Annotated in this window: 23 protein-coding genes; 20 read left to right on the top strand and 3 right to left on the bottom strand. The window is 46.4% G+C overall.

Annotated features, from left to right (window positions below):
• Window position 1: 1 nt before the first annotated feature.
• From F7R24_RS04645 to F7R24_RS04620, 6 genes are read left to right on the top strand one after another with little or no spacing between them, the layout of a single operon-like run.
• On the top strand, window positions 2–604 hold the full coding sequence (locus F7R24_RS04645; protein WP_151670087.1) for a V-type ATP synthase subunit D: 603 nt from the start codon (window positions 2–4) through the stop codon (window positions 602–604).
• On the top strand, window positions 601–2,379 hold the full coding sequence (locus tag F7R24_RS04640) for a V-type ATP synthase subunit I (RefSeq protein WP_151670086.1): 1,779 nt from the start codon (window positions 601–603) through the stop codon (window positions 2,377–2,379). The genes F7R24_RS04645 and F7R24_RS04640 overlap by 4 nt, the downstream gene beginning before the upstream one ends.
• On the top strand, window positions 2,367–2,813 hold the full coding sequence (locus F7R24_RS04635) for an ATP synthase subunit C (protein WP_151670085.1): 447 nt from the start codon (window positions 2,367–2,369) through the stop codon (window positions 2,811–2,813). The genes F7R24_RS04640 and F7R24_RS04635 overlap by 13 nt, the downstream gene beginning before the upstream one ends.
• Window positions 2,814–2,822: 9 nt before the next feature.
• Window positions 2,823–3,503 (top strand): ATPase, encoded by a 681-nt coding sequence (locus tag F7R24_RS04630; protein ID WP_151670084.1) that lies wholly within the window; start codon window positions 2,823–2,825, stop codon window positions 3,501–3,503.
• Window positions 3,503–4,201, top strand: coding sequence for a DUF2764 family protein (locus F7R24_RS04625; protein ID WP_151670083.1), 699 nt, complete (start codon window positions 3,503–3,505; stop codon window positions 4,199–4,201). Before F7R24_RS04630 ends, F7R24_RS04625 begins: the two co-directional genes overlap by 1 nt.
• Window positions 4,198–6,015, top strand: coding sequence for a V-type ATP synthase subunit A (locus tag F7R24_RS04620; protein ID WP_151670082.1), 1,818 nt, complete (start codon window positions 4,198–4,200; stop codon window positions 6,013–6,015). The genes F7R24_RS04625 and F7R24_RS04620 overlap by 4 nt, the downstream gene beginning before the upstream one ends.
• Here F7R24_RS04620 and F7R24_RS04615 read toward each other — a convergent pair.
• Window positions 6,009–6,581, bottom strand: a complete 573-nt coding sequence (locus F7R24_RS04615) for an NUDIX hydrolase (protein WP_151670081.1) — start codon at window positions 6,579–6,581, stop codon at window positions 6,009–6,011. The genes F7R24_RS04620 and F7R24_RS04615 overlap by 7 nt on opposite strands.
• 99 nt (window positions 6,582–6,680) lie before the next feature.
• On the opposite strand from F7R24_RS04615, the gene F7R24_RS04610 reads away from it, so the two are divergent.
• On the top strand, window positions 6,681–7,283 hold the full coding sequence (locus F7R24_RS04610; protein ID WP_151670080.1) for a CoA pyrophosphatase: 603 nt from the start codon (window positions 6,681–6,683) through the stop codon (window positions 7,281–7,283).
• Here the strand turns inward: F7R24_RS04610 and F7R24_RS04605 are convergent, their stop codons facing one another.
• Together F7R24_RS04605 and F7R24_RS04600 are read right to left on the bottom strand one after the other, a co-directional pair.
• On the bottom strand, window positions 7,284–8,555 hold the full coding sequence (locus F7R24_RS04605; RefSeq protein WP_151670079.1) for an HlyC/CorC family transporter: 1,272 nt from the start codon (window positions 8,553–8,555) through the stop codon (window positions 7,284–7,286). It lies immediately after the preceding gene.
• A gap of 77 nt (window positions 8,556–8,632) precedes the next feature.
• Window positions 8,633–9,421, bottom strand: a complete 789-nt coding sequence (locus tag F7R24_RS04600) for a cytochrome C assembly family protein (protein WP_151670078.1) — start codon at window positions 9,419–9,421, stop codon at window positions 8,633–8,635.
• A gap of 175 nt (window positions 9,422–9,596) precedes the next feature.
• Here F7R24_RS04600 and ffh point away from each other — a divergent pair, with 175 nt between their 5' ends.
• From ffh to ahpF, 13 genes are all read left to right on the top strand, one after another.
• Window positions 9,597–10,979 (top strand): signal recognition particle protein, encoded by a 1,383-nt coding sequence (gene ffh, locus F7R24_RS04595; RefSeq protein ID WP_151670077.1) that lies wholly within the window; start codon window positions 9,597–9,599, stop codon window positions 10,977–10,979.
• A gap of 159 nt (window positions 10,980–11,138) precedes the next feature.
• On the top strand, window positions 11,139–11,393 hold the full coding sequence (gene rpsP / locus F7R24_RS04590) for a 30S ribosomal protein S16 (RefSeq protein WP_151670076.1): 255 nt from the start codon (window positions 11,139–11,141) through the stop codon (window positions 11,391–11,393).
• A gap of 20 nt (window positions 11,394–11,413) precedes the next feature.
• The gene (gene rimM / locus F7R24_RS04585) at window positions 11,414–11,947 is read left to right on the top strand and encodes a ribosome maturation factor RimM (protein ID WP_151670075.1); all 534 of its coding nucleotides are present in this window, start codon (window positions 11,414–11,416) and stop codon (window positions 11,945–11,947) included.
• Entirely contained in the window at window positions 11,948–12,697 is a 750-nt protein-coding gene (gene trmD, locus F7R24_RS04580) for a tRNA (guanosine(37)-N1)-methyltransferase TrmD (protein ID WP_151670074.1), read from the top strand.
• An 18-nt stretch (window positions 12,698–12,715) separates the two neighbouring features.
• Window positions 12,716–13,072: a 50S ribosomal protein L19 gene (gene rplS / locus F7R24_RS04575; protein ID WP_151670073.1), complete on the top strand. Its 357-nt coding sequence runs from the start codon at window positions 12,716–12,718 to the stop codon at window positions 13,070–13,072.
• Window positions 13,073–13,194: 122 nt separating this feature from the next.
• On the top strand, window positions 13,195–14,514 hold the full coding sequence (locus tag F7R24_RS04570; protein WP_151670072.1) for a hypothetical protein: 1,320 nt from the start codon (window positions 13,195–13,197) through the stop codon (window positions 14,512–14,514).
• Window positions 14,511–15,440: a site-specific tyrosine recombinase XerD gene (gene xerD / locus F7R24_RS04565; protein WP_240775986.1), complete on the top strand. Its 930-nt coding sequence runs from the start codon at window positions 14,511–14,513 to the stop codon at window positions 15,438–15,440. Before F7R24_RS04570 ends, xerD begins: the two co-directional genes overlap by 4 nt.
• A gap of 79 nt (window positions 15,441–15,519) precedes the next feature.
• On the top strand, window positions 15,520–16,257 hold the full coding sequence (locus F7R24_RS04560; protein WP_151670071.1) for a DsbC family protein: 738 nt from the start codon (window positions 15,520–15,522) through the stop codon (window positions 16,255–16,257).
• A 128-nt stretch (window positions 16,258–16,385) separates the two neighbouring features.
• On the top strand, window positions 16,386–17,687 hold the full coding sequence (locus F7R24_RS04555) for a homoserine dehydrogenase (RefSeq protein ID WP_151670070.1): 1,302 nt from the start codon (window positions 16,386–16,388) through the stop codon (window positions 17,685–17,687).
• 9 nt (window positions 17,688–17,696) lie between these two features.
• The gene (gene thrC / locus F7R24_RS04550; protein WP_151670069.1) at window positions 17,697–19,091 is read left to right on the top strand and encodes a threonine synthase; all 1,395 of its coding nucleotides are present in this window, start codon (window positions 17,697–17,699) and stop codon (window positions 19,089–19,091) included.
• Window positions 19,092–19,158: 67 nt separating this feature from the next.
• Entirely contained in the window at window positions 19,159–20,898 is a 1,740-nt protein-coding gene (gene recJ, locus F7R24_RS04545; protein WP_151670068.1) for a single-stranded-DNA-specific exonuclease RecJ, read from the top strand.
• Between the two features lie 105 nt (window positions 20,899–21,003).
• Complete coding sequence (gene ahpC / locus F7R24_RS04540; RefSeq protein ID WP_151670067.1) at window positions 21,004–21,567, top strand: alkyl hydroperoxide reductase subunit C; 564 nt, start codon at window positions 21,004–21,006, stop codon at window positions 21,565–21,567.
• A gap of 94 nt (window positions 21,568–21,661) precedes the next feature.
• On the top strand, window positions 21,662–23,230 hold the full coding sequence (ahpF, locus tag F7R24_RS04535; protein WP_151670066.1) for an alkyl hydroperoxide reductase subunit F: 1,569 nt from the start codon (window positions 21,662–21,664) through the stop codon (window positions 23,228–23,230).
• Window positions 23,231–23,404: the final 174 nt, after the last annotated feature.

Raw genomic sequence — 23,404 nt, 5'->3', positions numbered from 1 at the left:
CATGGCTCGATTAGCGCTCAACAAAAGCACCTTGAACAAAGAAGGTAGGAAAGTTAAAGCCTACCAAAAGTTCGTGCCAGCGCTAGACTTAAAACGTAAACAATTATTGGCTGCCCGTGCGGCGGCTGAACAAGCCTTGCTTCAGCAGCAACATGAGCTGTTACAGATTGAACAACAGGTAAAAGCTCAGCTGACGATGCTGCCCAATTATGAAGGCAAGGTTGATCAGTTGATCAGTATTCGTTCAGTAGAAATTGAGCAGATTAATCTCGTCGGTATTCGGTTACCCGAATTAAAGTCACTCGATGTGACACTGGAGCCTTATTCCTGTTTGGGAACCGAACATTGGCTTGATCATTTATCGAAATTGTTGAAACAGCAAGTGACGCTTCAAGTGCAGCAACAACTGCTGCATAAAAAGTTGGAATGCCTTAATTATGGGTTACAGAAAACGACACAACGATTAAATTTGTTCGACAAGGTATTAATCCCTCAGTCGCGTAAAAATATCCGTAAGATTCAGATCGCTCTGGCGGATGCAGAGCGTGCAGGTGTTGTTCGCGCCAAAATTGCAAAACGTAAGCGTTTGGATGTATCGCTATGAGTATCTTGCAGCTTAATAAGATTTCTCTGGTCGGCTTAACTGAGCAAAAGCCAAGGTTGCTGGATGCACTGCAGCAGTTAGGCTTGATGCATGTTATTCCATTGCAGGAGGCTGAGCAGCGCCAAGCTGCGGACGATAGCGTTAATCCCGAACGCTTGAAAAGAGCGTTGCAGTATCTGCTAAGTAGTCGGGAAAAGCGCCGCCAAGTCGTGCGCCTAAGACAGTTTAACCTGTCAGAGATGCTGGATCGCATCGACCATAATCGTTCGCAACGATTAGACTTAATGTCTCGACGAGATTTTCTTGAAAAACGTATTGCCGATTTAACGCCTTGGGGAGATTTTGCTCTACCAGCGCTAAATGATTTGGCGGGTCAAAAGCTGTGGTTTTATTTAGTACCTAACTACAAGATGCCAGCCGTTGAACGTTCTGGCTTAACTTGGCACTGTGTCCATCGTGATAATCGTCATGCTTATATCGTCGTGCTTTCCGAGCATGAACCTGACGCTAATCGAATGCCTGTTACGCGCACCTTTACGGGTACGATTCCACTCAGTCAGTTAGAGCAAAATCTAGAAGACTTAGAAATTGAGTTAGAAGCAGTTGAGGCCGAACGTGAAGCCTTGACGCGATGGATCTACCAATTGCAACGCTGTATTGCTGATACAGAAGATCGAGCTTTCTTGGCTGAAGTATCTGATCAAACTCTCGATTACGAAGAGATTTTCGCTATTCAGGGTTGGGTGGCTGCTAACTACCTATTAGAAATTAGACAGTTTGCAGAAGAAAATCATTTAGTCCTTTTGATTGAGCAGCCAGAGCCTGATGAACTACCTCCCACGTTGTTAGATAACCCTGAAAAGCTTCAGGGTGGACAAGAGTTGGTTAGCTTTTTTCAAATGCCAGGATATCGAAGCTGGGACCCTTCTCGTGTGGTGTTTTTCTCTTTTGCTGCCTTTTTCGCAATCATTATGTCTGATGCTGGCTATGCCATCTTGATGGGATTGGTTTTGGCATATTACTGGAAAGACATGGCTGCAAGTGAGACATCACGTCGCTTACGTTCATTAGCTGTCACTTTGACGGGCACCAGTTTGGTCTGGGGTGTGTTGGTTGGTAGTTACTTCGGTGCAGAGGCACCGGTTGAGTTCCTTGCGAAGCTGAAAATACTGGATTTACAAGACTTTGATGCAATGATGCGCTTTTCCATCACCTTTGGCGCTTTGCATCTAGTTTTGGCTAACTTAATGATGGCTTGGGTTAGGCGAACCCGGCTTGAAGCTTGGGCTTCAGTCGGTTGGACTGTGACGATCCTGTCAGCACTGGCCGGTTGGTTACAAGGTTTCCATCTAATACATTGGCTGGTGTTTGGCGCGGGTGTAGCGACTGTCGTGTTGATGTCAAATCAACAACAGCAATGGCAATTACGCAATGTGATTTGGGGAGCCTTAGCCTTGACCAATATTACCAAGCTATTTGGTGATATTTTAAGTTATCTGCGTTTGTTTGCGCTGGGTCTTGCCAGTGCTTCTTTGGCGATTACGTTCAATCAACTTTCCGTGGATGTTGCCAATGCATTACCTGGAATTGGTGTTTTCTTACAATTACTCATCTTACTGACGGGGCATCTATTGAATTTCGTGCTGACAGTCGTCAGTGGGGTTATTCATGGTTTGCGTCTTAACTTAATTGAATTTTACAACTGGAGTTTGGCGGATGAAGGCTATGCCTTCCGTCCTTTCTCAAAGCAGGAGGTTACACCTTGGACAACCTGATTATGGCATTAGGCTGGGCAGGCCTTTACGGCCCGATGGCACTTGGCGCAATTGGCAGTATGATCGGCTGTTCTTTGGCAGGTCAAGCGGCAGCCGGTGCTCTTCTAGAAACAGAAACAGGACACGGTAGATACATCGGGATATCGGCGATGCCGTCATCCCAGTCTATCTACGGCATCGTGGTTATGTTTGCACTCAACCGTGAAGTGACTCCGGAAAATGCTGCGGGCCTAGCGGGCATCGGTTTACTCTGTGGATTGGCGTTAATGTTCAGTGCGATCTATCAGGGTCGTAGCTGTGCATCGGCGATCAATGTCTCCAAAATTCGTCCTGAAATTTTTGGTATGTCGTTAGCACCAGCCGCGATTGTAGAGGGCTTCGCCGTGTTCGCGTTTATTTTTGCTTTGGTTATTAGCGCTGGTGTTCCAGCCTAGGAGTGGATGATGAATCATCATGAAAAACATCATCCCTCTTCAGGTGTTGAAGCCTTAATCGAGCAACTGCGAGATCAAGGTGTTCAACGTGGTCGTGACGAGGCTGAGCAACTATTAAAAGATGCACGGCAAAAAGCGAATCAAATTCTTGAAGATGCCCGTCACGAAGCGGATGTATTGCTTCTGCAAGCGAAGAAAGAAGCGGAGCAAACCCGAAAAGCGGGTGAAGATGCGCTAAAAATGGCTGCTAGAGACCTGTTGTTGACCTTAAAAGAAACCATGGCGTTGAGTTTTGCTGATCAAGTTGAGCGCTTGGTTGAACAACAGATGGACAATCAAGAATTTATGCGTCGTCTTATTCTTGAGTTGGCAGGCAAAGTGCGCGATCAATCTCAAATGACCCATCATGAGATTGAAATTTTATTACCTGATGAATTTATAGGCTTAGATGAGTTGCGTCGTAATGCGCATGAATATCGTCAAGGTCAGTTAAGCCAATTTGTTCAATCCCTGTCAGCTGATCTATTGCGAGAAGGCGTCCGTTTGGATTCACACACGGGACGTGGGCTGCGGATACGTTTGGTGGGTAAAGAGATAGAGATAGATTTGACCGAGTCCTCGATTGCAGAGGTGCTGTTGAAGCACTTACAACCTCGTTTTCGGGCCTTGTTAGAAGGGGTGATTCGCTAGTGGCGAACTACTATACGCTGGTCACCTGTCTGCCGTGGTTACCTGAGCAGATGGAAAAGTGCACACAGCTTCCTCTATCACGTATTGCGCTTAACCGGCGTCTAACGCTGTTAAGTCCAGAGGATCAGCAAAGCCTTGCTATTGCTGAAGCACTTTATCACCCGTCAGTGACCGAGGTGCAACCTGATCGCGAGCGAGTTCAGCAGTGGCAAAAACAGATCGCTGAACTGCCATCTTCTGTACTGCAAGAGTTGGTCACACAGCGTTTAGAAATACAAACCTTAATGGCAGCTTTGCGTTACCGAAAGCGCCCTAATACCTCTGCCGAACACTTTTATGGTTATGGTCGTTTGACCGAGTGGATAAAAAACCACTGGAAAGAGCCTCTATTTGCACTAGAAACACAAATAGACCCTTTAGAGCAGTGGGGAGAGCTATTTAGCTCTGAACATAGCGGTGATTTACAGTCGCAGCTGGATCGATATTTTTGGCAGCAGTTGCTTGCCGTAGAGCGTAGTCATCATTTTACCATCGAGACAGTGGTGAGTTTTGTGCTGCGCTGGGGTATTGCAGAACGTCGCCTGAAAAGTGATGCCGAGACTGCGTTGGCCGACTTTCATACCCTGAGTGATACGCTCCTACATAGTAGTGGTATCCAACAGCAATTGAATAGCTTGTTTGAGGACATGAACAGATGAATGGAACGCCGATTACAGCCCGAGTTGCCGGGGTACGGGATGACATAGTGACCATTCGCTTGATGAAAGATGAGCATGGTGAATATTATCCGCTGATAAAAAATGAAGTGGTGTATATCTGTCCGGAAAGACGTCCTGTAGATCAGCGTCAAGAGCGTTTACAGGCTGAAGTGCTGCGCGTTCGTCACGGTGAAGCGGATGTACAAGTGTTTGAGAATACACGTGGCGTCTCAATAGGCGATCGTGTTGAGCAAAGTGATCGCTTACTGTCAGTGGCATTAGGTCCAGGATTATTAGGGCAGATTTATGATGGTTTGCAAAATCCCCTTGAGCTCATTGCTTCTCAGCATGGCTTTTTTCTACCCAGAGGCTTAGACGTCGATGGCATAGATAATCAGCATCTGTGGGCCTTTCAGCCAACTGTTAAAATCGGCGCAAAAGTGCGTGCCGGTGACCCGCTTGGAAAAGTCCAAGAAAGACGCTTTACTCACAAAATCATGACACCCTTCAAGCTGCGTGGTGATCTGGAAGTAACCTGGATTCAAGAAGGAAGCTTTACCGTAACTACGCCTATTGTTCGTCTAAAAGACGTGAACGGTGAAGAACATGAAATTACCATGCGTCAGTTCTGGCCCGTTCGTGTTCCGGTTAACCGAGATTTACTGCGAACAGGTTCGAGCGAGCGCTTGTATCCAGATCAGCCCATGTTAACGACTATTCGTTTGATCGATACTTTTTTCCCTGTAGCAAAAGGGGGAACTGCCTGTATTCCTGGGCCTTTCGGTGCGGGTAAAACGGTACTGCAAAGCTTGATCTCTCGTTATTCCGATGTCGATATTGTGGTCATCGTTGCCTGTGGTGAGCGAGCGGGTGAGGTGGTTGAAACCATTACCGAGTTTCCAAAAACGGCTGATCCCAAAGGCGGCACCTTGATGGATCGAACGGTTATTATTTGCAACACTTCGTCGATGCCGGTTGCCGCGCGAGAAGCCTCCATATACACAGGTATCACGATCAGTGAGTACTACCGTCAAATGGGTTATAACGTGTTGCTGATTGCTGACTCGACATCTCGTTGGGCACAAGCGATGCGTGAAACCTCAGGTCGCTTAGAGGAGATCCCTGGTGAAGAGGCTTTTCCTGCCTATCTTGACTCTGCCGTACGAGCGCTTTACGAGCGTGCTGGCTTAGTGCGTACTAACGATGGTTCTTTAGGTAGTTTGACGCTGATAGGAACCGTTTCGCCTGCCGGGGGTAACTTTGAAGAGCCGGTGACTCAGTCAACCCTCAGAACGGTGAAAACCTTTCTAGGATTAAGTGCTGATAGGGCCTATAAGCGTGCCTATCCTGCAGTAGACCCGCTCATTTCTTGGTCACGTTATTTAGCTCAACTAGAAAGTTGGTTTAACACCCATCTGGATGTCGACTGGGTACCTCAAGTACGTGAAATGCTCAAACTACTAAGGCAGGGTGAAGAGGTTCAACAAATGATGCAGGTGACCGGTGAAGAAGGCGTCACCTTAGAAGACTATATTGTTTGGCAAAAATCTCAGTGTCTTGATCAGGTCTATCTACAGCAGGATGCGTTTGATCCTGTGGATATCTCCACACCGATCGATCGTCAACGAGATCTATTTCGTTTATTGGTTAGAAGCCTAGAGGGCATGCCAGCACTGAGCACTAAAGAAGCTGTACGTAAGCACTTTGTTCACCTAACCGGTTTATTAAGAAATCTTAATTACACCCGACAGGATAGCCCAGAATATCAGCGCTTATGGCAGGAGATTGAAGCCTTATCGGCACCTCATCATTGATGGGTGCCCATTTCACAGCATAGCTCGCCTTCCGGTCCTCTACTGAGTGCAATGTGTCGAAGAGGGAATTTTCCTTCTTTGCGATCACTAAAGAAGAATTGTAAAGCGTTCTTGATGGTAGGAAATGCCAGTTCATTCCAAGGTATTTCGTCTTCTGTAAAGAGTCTAACTTCTAATGACTCTTCACTAATGGAAAAGTCAGGTTCAGGCATTTCCGCAAGATAAATCATCTGAACTTGATCGACATGTAGGATCGAGGTTACGGTGTAAAGACTGAGTATATTAACTGAGGCATTCGCTTCTTCAAGTGTTTCACGCATAGCGGCTTGTTCAGTCGATTCGCCATTTTCCATAAAGCCGGCCGGCAAGGTCCAAAGCCCATAGCGAGGCTCTATGGCGCGTTTGCAAAGCAATACTTGATCCTGATAAACGGGTAAACATCCTGCAATAATGCAAGGGTTCTCATAATGAACCGTGTGGCAGTTATTGCAGACGTATCGGTGACGGTTATCACCTGCAGGTATTTTCTGCTCTACCACAGCACCACAGTTTGAACAGTATTTCATCTTTGCTTCCTTCTTGCCTGAACCTTCATTGTAGACAGATCCAATAGGGCTAGTCGACCCGTTTATTTAAGGCTATGATTATTTTCACTAGGGGGACTCATGCTCAGTCAAGCTATTCATCGAATTCAACATCACCGTCCATGGTCGTTACGTCGCAAAGGGCGTGAGGCTGCTGTCCTCATACCGATCACTCACTCAGAAGAACATCCCGAGATTATTCTTACCGTTCGCTCTTCTACCTTAAATACCCATCAGGGTGAAGTCTGTTTTCCCGGTGGTAAACGAGATCCTGATGATCTTCAATTGAAGCAAACCGCCCTGCGTGAAACCGAAGAGGAGTTGGGTATTCAATCGAAAGATATTGAACTCTGCGGTGCGCTTGGGCAGGTAGTTTCAAAACATCATTTACATGTCACACCTTGGGTTGGGTTAATACCTCCGCAACTCCCTTTACATCCGAATCCCGAAGAGATAGCTCGAGTATTCAATGTACCTATACGCTATTTTTTAGAACAAGGAGCACCCAAGCTACAACGATTGAGTGTTGAGGGTCAGATTTGGGAATTACCCTACTGGGACTATCAAGGCGAACATATTTGGGGGCTAACCGCGTATATTATCTGCGAATTGTTGACGGTGGGGTTCAAAATGCCCATGCCGATGCCCACTAGACCTGAGCGCGGCATGGGGTCTTCTGCATAATTAGCCGATACGATCTTTCTTAATCGAAATCATTCTAACCGTTTTGATAAACTTATCTTGAATTTGCAGGGTTTCCAGCCGGTATTCACCAATCACCATACAGATATTGGCGTCAGGTAGGGATTCCAGTGTTTCGGTTATTAGACCATTCAGTGTTTTTGGGCCATCGGTTGGTAGTTGCCAATGTAAAGCGCGATTGATATCACGAACATAAGCACCGCCATCGATAAAATAACTTCCATCATCTTGAGGATGGATATCCTCCACTAAGTCATTATTTTCCTCGGAAAGCTCACCAACGATCTCTTCAAGAATATCTTCAAGCGTCACGATACCTTCAACATCGCCATACTCGTCTACCACAATACCAATACGACGGCTCTGCTTTTGGAAATTCAGCAGTTGTGTTTGTAGAGGAGTGCTTTCAGGAACGAAGTAAGGCTCTCTAGATACGGTTAAAATACTGTCTTTAGTGACTTCACCGCGCTGTATGAGTTGTGCCAAATTACGCATGTGCAATAGACCCACCACATGGTTAATATCACCATGATAAATGGGTAAGCGAGTGTGCTGGGTCGTCGATAGCTGCTCTAATATCTGCTCGATAGACTGATCTAAGTCTATCCCTTCCACTTCGTTGCGTGGAATCATGATGTCGTTAACGGTGACTTCTTCCAGTTCCAGTACCCCGAGTAGCATTGATTGGTTGCGCTTAGGCAGCAGCGCTCCCGCTTCGTGAACCAAGGTACGTAGCTCTTCTGTGCTTAAATGGTCGTTGCCGTGTTCGCCGGGACGAACACCGAAAAGTCGAAGTAAGTTGTTAGTGATGGCACCCACGAGCCAAACCAGAGGATAGAATACTTTCAGCAAAATCTTTAAGACATAACTTGCTGGAAAGGCGATCTTTTCCGGATGAAGTGCAGCAAGCGTTTTGGGTGTGACTTCTGCAAAAATCAAAATAATCAGGGTTAAGGCAATGGTTGCAATGGCGATGCCGGCGTCACCCCAAAGCTTAACAGCAATGATTGTAGCAATCGCTGAAGCAAGTATGTTGACAAAGTTGTTGCCGATCAGAATGACACCGATTAGGCGATCAGGTCGTTCTAAAAGCGAACTGGCATTGATAGCAGCGCGGTGGTTCTTTTTGACAAGGTGCCGAAGTCGATAACGGTTAAGCGCCATCATAGAGGTTTCGGAGCTAGAGAAAAAAGCTGACAGGATAATCAGAAAACCAAGCAGGATCAGCAATGAGCTTATCGACGCGTCTTCCAAAATGTAGGGTCCATGTTAAAAAAGTTGAACGCCATTTTCAGAGTAGAGAGCGGCCCTGTCAATAGCGAAGTAGTCCATTAAAGAATGAATTCAAGCACCAGTTTGGAGCCAAAGTAACCCAGCATTAATAGTAAAAAGCCGCCAATAGTCCAGCGGACTGCAGTTATACCACGCCAGCCAAGTATTTGTCTGCCGCCTAATAGCGTGGCATAAATCAGCCATGCTGCTATAGACAGTATTGTCTTATGTGCTAGGTGTTGTGCAAACAAGTTATCCACAAACAACCAGCCACTAATCAATGAGATGCTTAGCAGAATGAAGCCTACCCACAGCATTTCAAAAAGTAGTTTTTCCATAATTTGCAAAGGAGGTAGGCTGGCAACTAACCCGCGTGTGTGGTGCTGTTTCAGAGCTTGTTGCTGGCGCCATAAAAGAACTGCCTGTAAAGCCGCTAAGGTGAAGATACTGTAGGCTAAAACGGATAGTAAAATATGTAAAAAAAGTCCACTGCCATAGGGTTTTAGTACATCAGAAGCTGGCATTAGGCTGGCAAGTAGCACCGTGATGGCTGCCATAGGAAATACACCAATAAACAGGTTATCTATTTTTTGACGTAAGCTGCTACCAATGACTAGTGCAGTCACTAGCCAACTGATCAAAGACCCCATGCTGAAAAGCCCAAGATCAATACCAGTTGGATGATGAAGTGTGTGATAGACAGAAACACCATGCAACGCAAAGCCAGCTATTCCGAACAGTATAACTGTCGGTCTAACGTTTATTTTACGACCTGTTGCACGCTGCCATTGCATCCATGATGCGATAGCGTAACTAATGGCTGCAGTTAATGAGATGAAAATCAGCATCCAATGAATCTCCTATCAAGCGCACAAGTTTGGCATAAAGTTGTTAAAGAAGAAATATAGGGTGCCGTGAAGTGACGGGGATCTGTATAATACGCAGTAATTTAGATTGATTATCACAACAGACGTTATCTATTGAGTTCTGTTGGGGGTAAAAGACTCATTATAGAGGCACAGCATGTTTGACAATCTTACACAACGATTAACACAAACCTTACGAAGTGTCACGGGACAAGCCCGTCTGACCGAAGAGAATATCAAAAGTACGCTTCGTGAAGTTCGTATGGCGCTTTTGGAAGCTGACGTAGCGCTGCCAGTTGTCAAAGCGTTTATCGATAGCGTCAAAGAGCGTGCAGTCGGTCAAGAAGTTAGTAAAAGTCTGAGTCCTGGTCAGGTATTCGTTAAGATTGTTAATGAAGAACTGATTAAAGTGATGGGCGAAGCTAACTCCGAGCTAAACCTAAGCACCACCCCTCCCGCTGTTGTCATGATGGCAGGTTTGCAAGGTGCGGGTAAAACGACCTCGGTTGCTAAACTGTCACGCTTTTTGAAAGAGCGAAAAAAGAAGAAAGTATTGGTGGTGTCTGCTGACGTTTATCGTCCGGCAGCTATCCGTCAGTTAGAAACTCTGGCAGCCGATGTTGGGGTTGATTTCTTCCCCTCGGATATCAGTCAGAAGCCAATTGATATCGTCAATTCGGCGATCCGTCATGCCCGTCTTCAACATCACGATGTACTGATAGTCGATACTGCAGGTCGTTTGGCGATTGATGATGCTATGATGGCGGAAATTCGTGACCTGCATGCCGCGGTCAATCCTGTTGAAACCCTATTTGTGGTTGATGCCATGACGGGGCAAGATGCGGCGAATACTGCGCGTGCTTTCAACGAAGTACTGCCACTCACTGGTGTGATCCTAACCAAAACCGATGGTGATGCGCGTGGTGGTGCTGCGCTTTCGGTACGTCATATTACCGGTAAGCCAATTAAATTCCTCGGTGTGGGTGAAAAAACCGATGCCTTAGAGGCTTTCCATCCTGATCGTGTTGCTTCACGTATCCTTGGAATGGGAGATGTGCTGAGCTTAATTGAAGAAGCTGAGCAAAAGATCGATAAGGTTAAAGCCGAAAAGTTAGCGAAGAAAATCACCAAGGGTAAAGGCTTTGATCTAGAAGATTTCCGTGAACAGATTCAGCAGATGAGTAATATGGGCGGCATGATGGGAATGCTGGAAAAATTACCGGGTATGGGGCAGATGGCCCAAGCGGCCCAAGCTGCTCAAGCTGAAAAAGGGATGAAGCAGTTTGAAGTGATTATCAATTCTATGACACCGAAAGAGCGTCGTAACCCGGATATTATCTCTGGCTCAAGAAAACGTCGTATTGCCCTCGGTTCTGGAACACAAATTCAAGATGTAAACCGTTTGCTAAAACAGCATAAGCAGATGGCTAAGATGATGAAAAAGTTTGGAAGCAAGTCTGGTATGACCAAGCTCGCTCGAGGAATGAAGGGTATGTTGCCTTCTGGTATGGGCGGTGGCGGTGGTTTTCCTCGCTTCTAACGGTATCAATGCTTTTATTTATTGGTTGTTTGGCGTACAATTCGCGCCTTGTTTTTTAAGAATGGCCCCCGTCTTGTCGGCTTAAGCAGCGAAGGGGCGGGGATTTTTAACGATGGGCGATCCTAAAACCCATCCTTGCGAAATAAAGGGGTCCAGCGCATGGTCACTATTCGTTTGTCTCGCGGCGGCGCCAAAAAGCGTCCGTTTTATCAAATCACCGTTGCCGATTCACGCTTTGCTCGTGATGGCCGCTTTATTGAGCGGGTAGGCTTTTTTAACCCTGTAGCCCGGGGTCAGGAAGAGCGTCTGCGCGTCGACCTAGAGCGTGTTGACTATTGGGTCAGCAAAGGTGCACAGACCTCTGAGCGCGTTGCTCAGTTGCTGAAAGATGCACGCAAAGCAGCCGCACAATAAGTTTGGCGGATCTGACAGGCATGGAGAAAGACGCAGCGAATGAGCTCACTTTGATCGGCAAGTTAGCCGCTCCTTATGGAGTGAAAGGCTGGGTGAAGGTTTATTCCTACACCGACCCGATTGAAAACGTCTTTACTTACAAACCCTGGCAGATAAAACGTGATGGCAAAATGGTTTCGATTAAACTCGAATCAGGTAAGCCGCACGGAAAAGGCTTGATTGCCAAGTTGGCAGGTATAGAAACCCCTGAACAGGTAAAAGAGTGGACTGGCGTGGAAATTTACGTCTCCATGGATCAATTACCTGCACTCGAACCGGGTGACTATTACTGGAGTCAGCTTGAAAATCTTTTGGTATTTACCGAATCCGGCGAATTGCTGGGGCGGGTAGATCACCTGATTGAAACCGGTTCTAACGATGTGTTGGTTGTTCATGCAACCGATGAGAGTTTGGATCAGGCTGAACGTCTGATTCCCTATTTGCCGGATCAGGTGATTAAAGAGATAGATCTTAAAGCAGGAACGATGCGGGTTGATTGGGACCCGGAGTTCTAGATGTGGTTTGGAATCGTTAGTCTATTTCCTGAGATGTTTACAGCCGTCACTGGTTATGGCATCACAGGACGTGCGGTTCGAAATGGTTTGCTGAGTGTTGAGTGTTGGAATCCAAGAGATTTTACACTCGATAAGCATCGCACAGTGGATGACCGACCTTATGGCGGTGGTCCTGGAATGCTGATGAAGGTGCAGCCATTACGAGATGCAATTCAGGCTGTTAAAGCTGAAGCGCCCGGTAAGCCCAGAGTGATTTACCTTTCTCCTCAGGGGAAACGTTTAACACAAGCTGGGATATTGGAGTTAGCGCAAGCGGATAGTCTGATTTTAGTCGCAGGGCGTTACGAAGGGATTGATGAACGTCTGATTGAAGCAGAAATAGACGAAGAATGGTCGCTGGGTGACTTTGTTCTCAGTGGTGGTGAGTTGCCGGCCATGGTGATGGTCGATGCGATATCTAGAATGTTACCCGGAGTATTGGGGCATGAGGATTCAGCAGCGGAAGACTCATTTGCAGAGGGTTTGTTAGATTGCCCTCACTACACGCGACCTGAAGAGCTTGATGGTAAGCAGGTTCCAAGTGTGTTGTTAGGTGGTAACCATGCTGAAATTAAGCGCTGGCGCTTAAAACAGCAGTTAGGAAGAACCTGGCAGCGACGACCAGATCTACTGGATAAGATTGAACTTAACCCCGAACAGCAGGCGTTGTTAAGCGAATATATCCGCGAAGCCGAACAGGCGTGCGGTTGAAAAAAACAGGAGCGAGCGATGAGCAGCAAAAGTAATATTATTCAGCAGATCGAAGCTGAACAAATGAATAAAGAGGTGCCTTCATTTGCACCTGGCGACACTGTTGTCGTTCAAGTAAAAGTAGTTGAGGGCGATCGTAGCCGTCTTCAGTCTTTCGAAGGTGTTGTGATTGGTATTCGTAACCGCGGTTTAAACTCTGCGTTTACTGTACGTAAAATCTCTCACGGCGTGGGTGTAGAGCGTACTTTCCAGACTTACAGCCCAGTCATTGACAGCATCAGCGTCAAGCGTCGTGGTGATGTGCGTCAAGCGAAACTTTACTACTTGCGTGAGCGTAGTGGTAAATCTGCGCGTATCAAAGAAAAATTGGGTTGATTGTTTCAAATCTTCCACTAAAAACGGCCTAAGGGCCGTTTTTTAGTTAAAAGGGGTTCGCCAAACTACTAAAATCTGCCTAGAATGGACATATACATGGGGAGCGGGGTTAAATGGTCTGAATGCGAATACTTAAGCACCTATCAAAAGCACTTTTTTTACTGTTGATCCTTGCGTTGGCGCTCTATGGTCTTTATTACTATCAGGTTAAAAGATCCGTTGATCGTCAACTACAAGAGATGGGCCCCTTCGTAGATGCTCAATATGATTCGCTTTATGTGAATCCACTAGGCGAGATTACCCTCAATACCGTTGCCGTTAACCTCATGGGTCAATCGGGTATTATCATTGATAGTATCAGCCTGAAATCTGATCCTCTTTTCTTTTTGCAGTTTGAATCCCGAGTGAATCAGGGCGATTGGCCAGACTCTTTGACCTTGGCTATAGAAGGACTCAACGTCGATTTTAATATGCCCTTGTTCTTGATGATGGAGCAATTCGCTACGAATGATAGTGAAGGGGTTCAGTTAGCAGCTTTAGGTTGTGGACGAGTCACTCAATTTGATATGTCCGCACTTCGTATGATGGGCATGCGTCAGGGTCGCTTTGATTTCTTCCTCAATCTTCGCGGTCGCGATATGGGGCCTCTGAATCTTCAACTTCTCACCAACATGCAAGGTTGGGGCGAGTTGTTGCTTGATGTTGACGTTGGTGGGAATGTTGGATTGGGAAATCTAACTGCTGCACCTAGTTTACAACGCGTAAGTTTTAGTTTGCGTGACACAGGTTTTAACCAGCGAAGAAACCAATTCTGCTCCATGCAATCTGGATTATCACTGGCTGAGTATCGTCAAGAGCACCAAAGCTTAGTGAATGATTGGGTAGCACAAACTATGATACCGGTGCCCGAAAATTTAATTTCTGCTTATCATCAATTAGCTGAGCCAGGTGCAAGCTTTTCTATCCAGTTGAATACCGAAGGTCTTAATCAATCTGATTTGTTGTCACCAGATCAATTATTTGAACGTTTAAGTCAGCAGTTAAGTGTTACGATTAATAATCAAGTTCAAGTGATCGATGCAGAGAGTGCTAATTTGATGTTGGCGTTGATTCAGCAACCGGTGGTGTTGTCTTCAGAGGATGTATCAGAGCCAGTTGAAGTAGATCCCTCCTTGCCAAGAAGTATGCCGGGTGTCGCCTCTCCTCCTGCTCAAACTGTGCAATCAGCAGTGCCTAGACGATATCAACAAACATCACCAGAAGATTTAGTGAACTATGTTGGGCATCCGGTAAGATTCTTTACCTCTTTTGGTAAGCGTGTTGATGGTGTATTGGTAAGTGTAGAAGGTTCAACTGTCCGAGTTGCTGAACGTGTTCAGCATGGTGTCGCCCAGTACCCGGTTGAATTAGACACGATTCAGGGAACAGAGGTTTATCGTTGAGTGTTGATCGTCGTTTTAATGCCCTGCGACCCACAGAAAAAGACCAGCGTATTATCGAAGAGTTTATTCGGCTTGCATGGCTTGAAAAGGGCTTAAGTAAAAATACGCAACAGTCTTATCAGCGAGATTTGAACCATTTTGCCGCCTGGTTAAATCAACAAGGTATCTCAATCGATCAAGCCCAGCGTGCTGATCTTCAACGATATTTAGATTGGCGCGTTACACAAACCTTTAAGGCAGTGTCGACTTCCCGAGTATTATCTTGTTTAAGGGGGTTTTTTCGTTATTTGCTTCGAGAAGGTCAGATTCAACACGACCCAACACTGAATATATTAAGCCCTAAACCCGGTCGACCATTACCCAAAACGCTTAGCGAAAGTGATGTTGAAGCCCTGTTAGCTGCCCCCGATACATCCGATACGCTAGGGTTAAGAGATAGAACAATGCTTGAACTGCTCTATGCGGCCGGTTTGCGAGTGACAGAGTTAGTTACCCTTAGTTTACAGCAGATCAGTCTTCAGCAAGGAGTAATGCGGATTGTCGGTAAGGGTAACAAAGAAAGATTAGTTCCCGTGGGCGATGAGGCTTTGGATTGGCTTCGACTCTATTTTAAGCAGGCTAGGCCTTTATTATCTATACATGCGGATCAAGAGGTGGTTTTTTTAAGTCAGCGTGGTACACAAATGACTCGCCAAACTTTTTGGCATCGTATTCGTCAACACGCAATGACAGCAGGTATTGAAAAGCCTATTTCACCTCATGTGTTAAGGCATGCGTTTGCAACCCATTTATTAAATCATGGCGCGGATTTGAGAGTTGTGCAGATGTTATTAGGGCATTCAGATCTGTCAACGACTCAGATATATACTCATGTAGCCACGCATCGTTTACAGTTATTGCATCAAACTCATCACCCGCGAGGATGAGAAGGTGAACTTTTATTGAGCTGCATTATCAGAGAGAAGAGAGTTAAACGTGAAAGCAATTAAAAATACTGAGGTAACTATGAAAATATCCACGTTGTGGGTTAGTTTAATCGCTGCATTATTGATATCAACACAGGCTATGGCAGATCCGCGTGACACTATCCGCGAGCAGTTACTAAAAGCGGATGCTAGAATCCCTGTGAAAAGTGTTCAGTCGACTGATATGCCCAGTGTTTATGAAGTTGCGCTTGAAAGTGGAGAGATTTTGTATGCCCATGAATCAGGAGAATACTTTATTGTTGGCCACCTGTTTCGAATAGATGACCAACAAGGCATAGTCAATGTTACTGAGCAAACGCAAAATGAAATGCGCACCGAAGCTTTAGCTGCGGTTCCAGCAGAGCAGAAAATTACCTATCCAGCTAAGGGTGAGCGCAAGACTACCATCCATGTATACACCGATGTGGATTGTCCTTACTGTCGCCAGTTGCATGATGAAGTCGCTGCGTTAAATGAAATGGGTGTTGAAGTCTCTTATTTGGCCTTTCCACGTGGCGGTCCAAATACCGCGACCTATAAAACCATGGTGTCGATCTGGTGTGGAGAAACAGCGGATGAGCGTGTGAAATTGATGGATCGAGTTAAATCCGGCGCGAAAGTGTCAGAGAAAAGCTGTGAAAATCCGGTTTTTGATCAATTGGTTCTTGGACAGAAAATGGGTGTTTCTGGTACACCAGCAATGGTCTTGGAAGATGGTTCTATCATTCCGGGTTACATGCCAGCTGCACGTATTGCGCAGATGCTAGGCATTAACTAATTAAGTCAAATAAGGTCTCAAAGGACGGGGGCGTGCATAGTGCATCGCCCCCGTTTTCGTTATACTAGAGCCCATTTTTTATCCACTTGTGTGGAATTATCTAGCGAACTATATCTGTGAGGTGTGTTTTGAAGCCGGTTAGAGTCGGGATCTGTGGGCTGGGTACTGTCGGTGGCGGTACATTCAATGTGCTGACAAGGAATGCAGGTGAAATTGCTCGCCGTGCGGGTCGTACGATCGAGGTGACCGCCATTGCCTCTCGTCACGACAATCCAGCTTGCAACACCAGCAGTTATACCCTTCAAAGCGATGTCATGGCATTAGCACGTGACCCCAACATCGATGTGATTGTTGAGTTGATCGGTGGTTATGATGTTGCCAAAGAACTGGTGATGACGGCGATTGAGCATGGCAAACACGTGGTTACAGCCAACAAAGCCTTGATCGCGGTGCATGGTAATGAGATTTTTGCGGCTGCGCGCGCTAAAAATGTCGTGGTAGCTTTTGAAGCGGCTGTAGCGGGTGGTATTCCCATCATTAAAGCCATTCGTGAAGGTCTTGCGGCTAACCAGATTAACTGGCTAGCAGGTATCATTAATGGTACTGGCAATTTCATCATGACTGAAATGCGTGAAAAAGGTCGTGCTTTTAACGATGTTTTAGCAGAAGCCCAAGCGCTGGGTTATGCGGAAGCAGATCCTACCTTTGATGTTGAAGGCATCGATGCCGCACATAAGTTGACCATTTTGGCATCCATCGCCTATGGTATTCCTTTGCAGTTCGATAAAAGCTATACCGAAGGAATCAGTAAAATTACCCCTGATGATGTTCAGTATGCTGAAGAGTTAGGTTATCGAATCAAACACTTGGGCATCAGTCGTCGTACTGATCAAGGTATTGAACTGCGCGTGCATCCAACCCTAATTCCTAAGTCTGCTTTGTTAGCTAACGTCAATGGCGTGATGAATGCTGTGTTGGTATCAGGTGATGCAGTGGGTCAAACACTCTACTACGGACCCGGTGCCGGAGCAGAGCCAACCGCATCCGCTGTCATTGCAGATCTGATCGATGTTGCCCGTTTATTAGATACCGATGCGCAAAGTCGCGTACCCCCATTGGCCTTCCAGTCTGATGAGTTGTCTGAACTTCCAGTGTTGCCTGTTGAACAGACAGTGAGTGGTTACTATTTGCGCCTTCAAGCAGTGGAGCGTCCTGGGGTATTGGCTCATGTCACGCGTATTCTTGGTGAAAAAGGTATTAACATCGAAGCGATCGTGCAGAAAGAAACGCGTGAAGCACAAGTGCCGGTCATCATGCTAACGCAGCGTGTTGAAGAGCGCATGATGAATGAAGCGATACGTGAAATTGAAGCGCTTCCCGATATTCTTGGTGATGTGATCCGCATCCGTATCGATCATCTGGAAGGTTGAGGTTAAAAGATGAAGTATATTTCAACGCGTGGTAAAGCTCCGGTATTGAGTTTTTCCGATGTTCTATTAGCTGGCTTGGCCGATGACGGTGGCCTTTATGTGCCAGAGACCTTGCCTAAATTTAGCCACGAAGAGATCGCTTCTTGGGTAGGTTTACCTTATAACGAGCTAGCATTTAAGGTGATTAAGCCGTTTGTGGCTGATTGCATTAATGATGCTGATCTTAAGCGTATGGTTGATGAAACCTATGCCGTGTTTGAGCATCGTGGAGTTGCACCTTTAGTTCAGTTGGGTTCGAATGAATGGATTTTAGAACTCTTTCATGGACCCACCTTGGCCTTTAAAGATTTTGCTCTGCAGTTACTGGGTCGTTTGATGGATCATGTGTTAGCTGAGCGCGGTGAGCGTTTAGTTATCATGGGCGCTACCTCTGGTGATACCGGTTCTGCCGCTATCGAAGGTTGCCGCCACAGTGAGCACCTCGATATTTTTATCATGCATCCCTACAACCGTGTATCAGAAGTTCAGCGTCGTCAAATGACCACTATTCTGGCTGATAATGTGTTCAATATTGCCTTAGAAGGTAATTTTGATGACTGTCAGGAGATGGTTAAAGATAGCTTTGCTGATCAAAGCTTCCTGAAAGGGTTGAGATTAGGCGCGGTTAACTCGATCAACTGGGCTCGCATTATGGCTCAGATCGTTTATTACTTCTCATCAGCTTTGGCTGTGGGTGGTCCACATCGTCCCGTTTCTTTCTCGGTACCGACTGGTAACTTTGGTGATATTTTTGCGGGTTACCTGGCTAAACAAATGGGCTTGCCGATTGAGCAGTTAGTCGTCGCGACTAACCGCAATGACATTCTTCACCGAGTTATTTCCGGTAATGATATGTCTAGAGGCACCTTAGAACATACCTTGTCTCCGTCGATGGATATTATGGTCTCTTCTAACTTCGAGCGCCTGTTGTTCGATGTTTATGGTCGTGATGGTGCTGCGATTGCGGATCTGATGAAACGCTTTAAGACTGAATCAGTCAAGCTAGATAGTGAGCAGTGGGAAAGTGTCCGTGAACTCTTTGATAGCTATGCCGTCGATGATGAAACCACTTGCCAAGTGATTGCTGAATGTCATGCTGAAACGGGATATTTGCTGGATCCCCATACCGCCATAGGTTTGAAAGCAGCTCGTGAGTGCTGGCGTAATAAAGCCACCCCGATGATTACGTTAGCAACCGCTCATCCGGTGAAATTCCCTGAACCTGTGGTGAAAGCCGGTTTACATGCGCCAGAGCTACCCGAGCGCTTAAGTGATCTAATGACCCGTGAAGAGCGCTTCACCGTGTTGCCAAAGAGCATGACGGAAGTTCAAACGTTTATTGCCTCCAAGGTTCATCGCGATTAATGTCTATCTATCAGAGGCTCTCATCAATGAGAGCCTCTGTTCTTTCTGTTGGGCCTAGTCTTCATTCATGTCTGCTCCAATCATAAAACGCCGTTCTCCGCTCATCGATCCTGATAGCCTATCTGGTTTGCACCCTGTGTTAGCGCGTGTCTATGCTGCCAGAGGTATCAAAGATCCCAGCCATATTGGACGGAGTCTTAAAGAGTTACTTCCAGATTCTGAACTCAAAGGAATGGATGCAGCGGTACAGCGTTTAGTCATTGCTTTAGAGCAGCGACAGTCAATCCTAATTGTTGGTGATTTTGATTGTGATGGGGCTACCAGCACAGCGGTGGCCGTACTGGCCTTGCGCATGATGAAGGTGGAGCAGGTTGACTACTTGGTTCCTAATCGCTTTGAGTTTGGTTATGGACTTAGCCCAGAGATAGTCGATGTCGCCTTAGCCTTGCCAAAACCGCCAGACTTAATCGTTACGGTAGACAACGGTATTTCCAGTGTTGAAGGTGTTGCTCGTGCGCAAGCAAGAGGAGTCGATGTTCTGATTACGGATCACCACCTTCCGGGTGATCATCTACCTGATGCTGTAGCCATTGTTAATCCCAATCAGCAGGGGTGTGAGTTTATCGCCAAATCCACCTGCGGTGTGGGAGTCATCTTTTATGTGATGATCGCCTTGCGTCGAGCCTTAATAGCGTCTGGCTATTTCCAGCGTCAGGGTATTGAGGTACCTAACCTAGCCAACCTGCTTGATCTAGTTGCTTTAGGCACCGTCGCAGATGTTGTGGCATTTGAGCACAATAACAGGACACTGGTTCATCAAGGATTGTTGCGCATTCGAGCAGGACAAGCACGCCCAGGTATTTTAGCGTTACTCGACGTGGCGGGCCGTCAACGTGAAAATCTGATGGCGGCAGACTTAGGCTTTGCGATTGCGCCACGTTTAAATGCGGCGGGCCGCTTAGAAGATATGTCGATTGGCATAGAATGCTTGCTGTGTGACGATGCTGATCAGGCACAGCAATTCGCTCAGCAACTCAATAACTTGAATGTAGAACGTCGCTCGATAGAGCGACAAATGCAACAGGATGCACATGAACTACTTGAAAGTTTAGAGTTGGATGCCGATGAGATGCCTTGGGGTGTTTGTCTTTTCGATCCTAATTGGCATCAAGGTGTGATAGGCATCTTAGCTTCTCGCATCAAAGAGCGTATGCATCGCCCAGTGATCGCCTTTGCGCCCGGAGAGGGTGATGAGTTAAAGGGTTCAGCACGTTCGATTGAAGGCTTTCATGTTAGAGATGGCTTAGATGCTATCGCAGCCAAACATCCTAGTCTTCTTCGTAAGTTTGGTGGTCATGCTATGGCGGCCGGGATGTCGATAGCAATGGATGATTTAGAGGCTTTTCGTGCCGCCTTTGATGAAGAAGTGCGCCTTCGCTTGAATCAAGATGATTTACAAAGAGTGGTGTTTACTGATGGCGAACTATCCGAAAGTGAGTTTACCTTAGAGCTTGCTGAAGTATTGCAAGAAGCGGGTCCCTGGGGGCATCAATTTCCTGAGCCGTTATTTGACGGTGAGTTCCGGTTATTGCAGCAGCGTATTGTCGGATATCGTCATTTAAAGATGGTGGTGATGCCGGTTGGTGGACAACTGGCTTTGGATGCGATTGCTTTCAATATCGATACCGAAGTATGGCCTAGTGAAGCTATTCAACAGGTTAGGTTAGTATATCGTCTTTCGAAGAATGTTTTCAGAGGTCGAACAACGCTTCAATTAATGGTTGATCGATTGATTCCTGTCTCTTGATAGAAAAAACTAATCGAATAGTTAATCTATATTAATTTCCAAATGTCATACTTTTTGACTAACATGGCTCCTGTTGAATAACGACAATCCCTACAGGAGAACGAAATGTCATTGATTAATACTGAAATTAAACCGTTTAATGCAACTGCTTACCACAATGGTGAGTTCGTTCAGGTGTCTGATGCAGACCTGAAAGGAAAGTGGTCAGTCGTATTCTTCTACCCAGCAGACTTTACTTTTGTTTGCCCAACTGAGCTGGGTGATCTTGCTGATTTCTATCCAAAACTGCAAGAAATGGGCGTTGAAGTCTACTCAGTTTCTACTGATACTCACTTCACCCACAAAGCATGGCACGATGCTTCTGATACTATCAAGAAGATCAACTTCCCAATGGTTGCTGATCCAACTGGTAAAATTTCACGCAGCTTCGAAGTGATGATTGAAGAAGAAGGCCTAGCGCTACGTGGTACTTTCGTGATCAACCCAGAAGGTCAGATCAAAGTTGCTGAAATTCACGATCTAGGCATTGGCCGTTCTGCTAAAGAATTGGTTCGTAAGATCCAAGCAGCTCAATATGTTGCTTCTCACGACGGTGAAGTTTGCCCAGCTTCTTGGCAGCCAGGTGAAGAGACTCTATCTCCTTCACTAGATCTAGTTGGCAAAATCTAATTTACGTTAGATAGCTGATATAGCCGGCCCCGTTCGGGGTCGGTTTTAACACCCTTAGAATTTTTTATTAGCCTAATCGTTAAAGGACGGTCTCATGCTGGACGCGAATATCAAGAAGCAACTGGACACCTATTTGCAGAACATCGTTAATCCGATTGAGATTACTGTGTCCGTTGACGAATCAGCAAAAGCAAAAGAACTACTCAATCTGTGTCAGGAAATCGCTGGTCTTAGTGAAAAAATCAGCTTGAAAACGCTGACCGATGGTAGTGAAAGAACTCCAAGTATGGCCATCGCTCCCGTAGGTGAAAAACCTCGTGTGCGTTTTGCTGGCATCCCGATGGGGCATGAATTTACATCACTGGTGCTGGCATTGCTTCAGTCTGGTGGATACCCTTCAAAGGCCGACGCTGAGCTAATCGAGCAAGCGCGCCAGTTGCAGGGTGAGTTTCATTTTGAAACCTACATCTCTTTGTCATGTCAGAACTGCCCGGACGTTGTTCAAGCACTGAACCTGATGGCCATTCTGAACCCCAACGTTACCAGTGTGATGATTGATGGTGCGTTGTTCCAAGAGGAAGTCAACGAGCGCCAAATCATGGCGGTGCCAACGGTATTATTGAATGGCAAGCCTTTCGGTCAGGGTCGTATGACCTTAAAAGAGATTTTAGGAAAAGTAGACTCAGGCGCAGCGAAGCGTGAAGCCGCTGTTTTGAATGAAAAAGAACCCTATGACGTATTGATTGTTGGTGGTGGTCCTGCGGGAGCCGCAGCTGCAATTTATGCAGCTCGTAAAGGGATCCGTACGGGTATCGTTGCCGAGCGTTTTGGTGGTCAAGTGATGGACACCGTTGGTATCGAGAACTTTATCTCTGTTAACTACACCGAAGGTCCTAAGCTGGTTGCTAGCTTAGAGCAACATGTCAAAGAATATGAAGTCGATGTGATGGATAACCAGCGTGCGAAGAAATTACGCCGTGAAAAGCTGGTTGAAATTGATCTGGAAAATGGTGCAACGCTGAAAAGTAAAGCCGTTATCCTTGCGACAGGTGCACGTTGGAAAGAGATGAACGTACCCGGTGAGCAAGAGTACCGTGGTAAGGGTGTTGCCTACTGCCCACACTGCGATGGTCCTTTATTCAAAGGCAAGCGCGTTGCTGTCATCGGCGGTGGTAACTCAGGCATTGAAGCCGCGATCGACCTTGCTGGCATTGTCGAGCATGTCACTGTGCTAGAGTTCAGTGATACCCTGCGTGCCGATGCGGTTCTGCAGCGTAAAGCCTCTTCAATGAAAAACATCAACATCATCAAAATGGCGCAAACCACAGAAGTGCGTGGTGATGGTAACAAGGTCGTTGGTTTGACGTACAAAGATCGCAAGACCAATGAGATGGTTGATGTCGATGTTGCGGGTATCTTTGTTCAGATCGGTCTTATCCCCAACACTGAATGGTTAAAAGGTGATATGGAGTTGAGCCGCTTCGGTGAAATCGAAGTCAACAGCCATGGCGAAACCAACATTCCTGGTGTATTTGCAGCCGGTGACGTGACGAACATTCCTTACAAGCAAATTATCATTGCGATGGGACATGGCTCAACCGCTGCATTAGGTGCGTTTGACTACCTAATCCGCTCATCAGTAGAAGATGAAGTCGCTGCATAAACAGTAGCTTGTTCCCCTCTATTAAGCCCGGCTAGTTCCGGGCTTTCTTGTTTGCCCAGCGAAGCTGGTAAACCCGTCAGGTTGAAAGAAACCTGAGTCACCCTGACTAAGGGGAAGACAATCCGAATGGCAAGGGCGTTGCTGGCCAACGGCAGGGTCTGAAGGAAGCCATAG

Source organism: Nitrincola schmidtii, from assembly GCF_008973715.1.
Taxonomy (GTDB): domain Bacteria; phylum Pseudomonadota; class Gammaproteobacteria; order Pseudomonadales; family Balneatricaceae; genus Nitrincola; species Nitrincola schmidtii.
The sequence above is the reverse complement of the archived record's forward strand: the minus strand, read 5'-3'. Positions and strand labels throughout refer to the sequence as shown.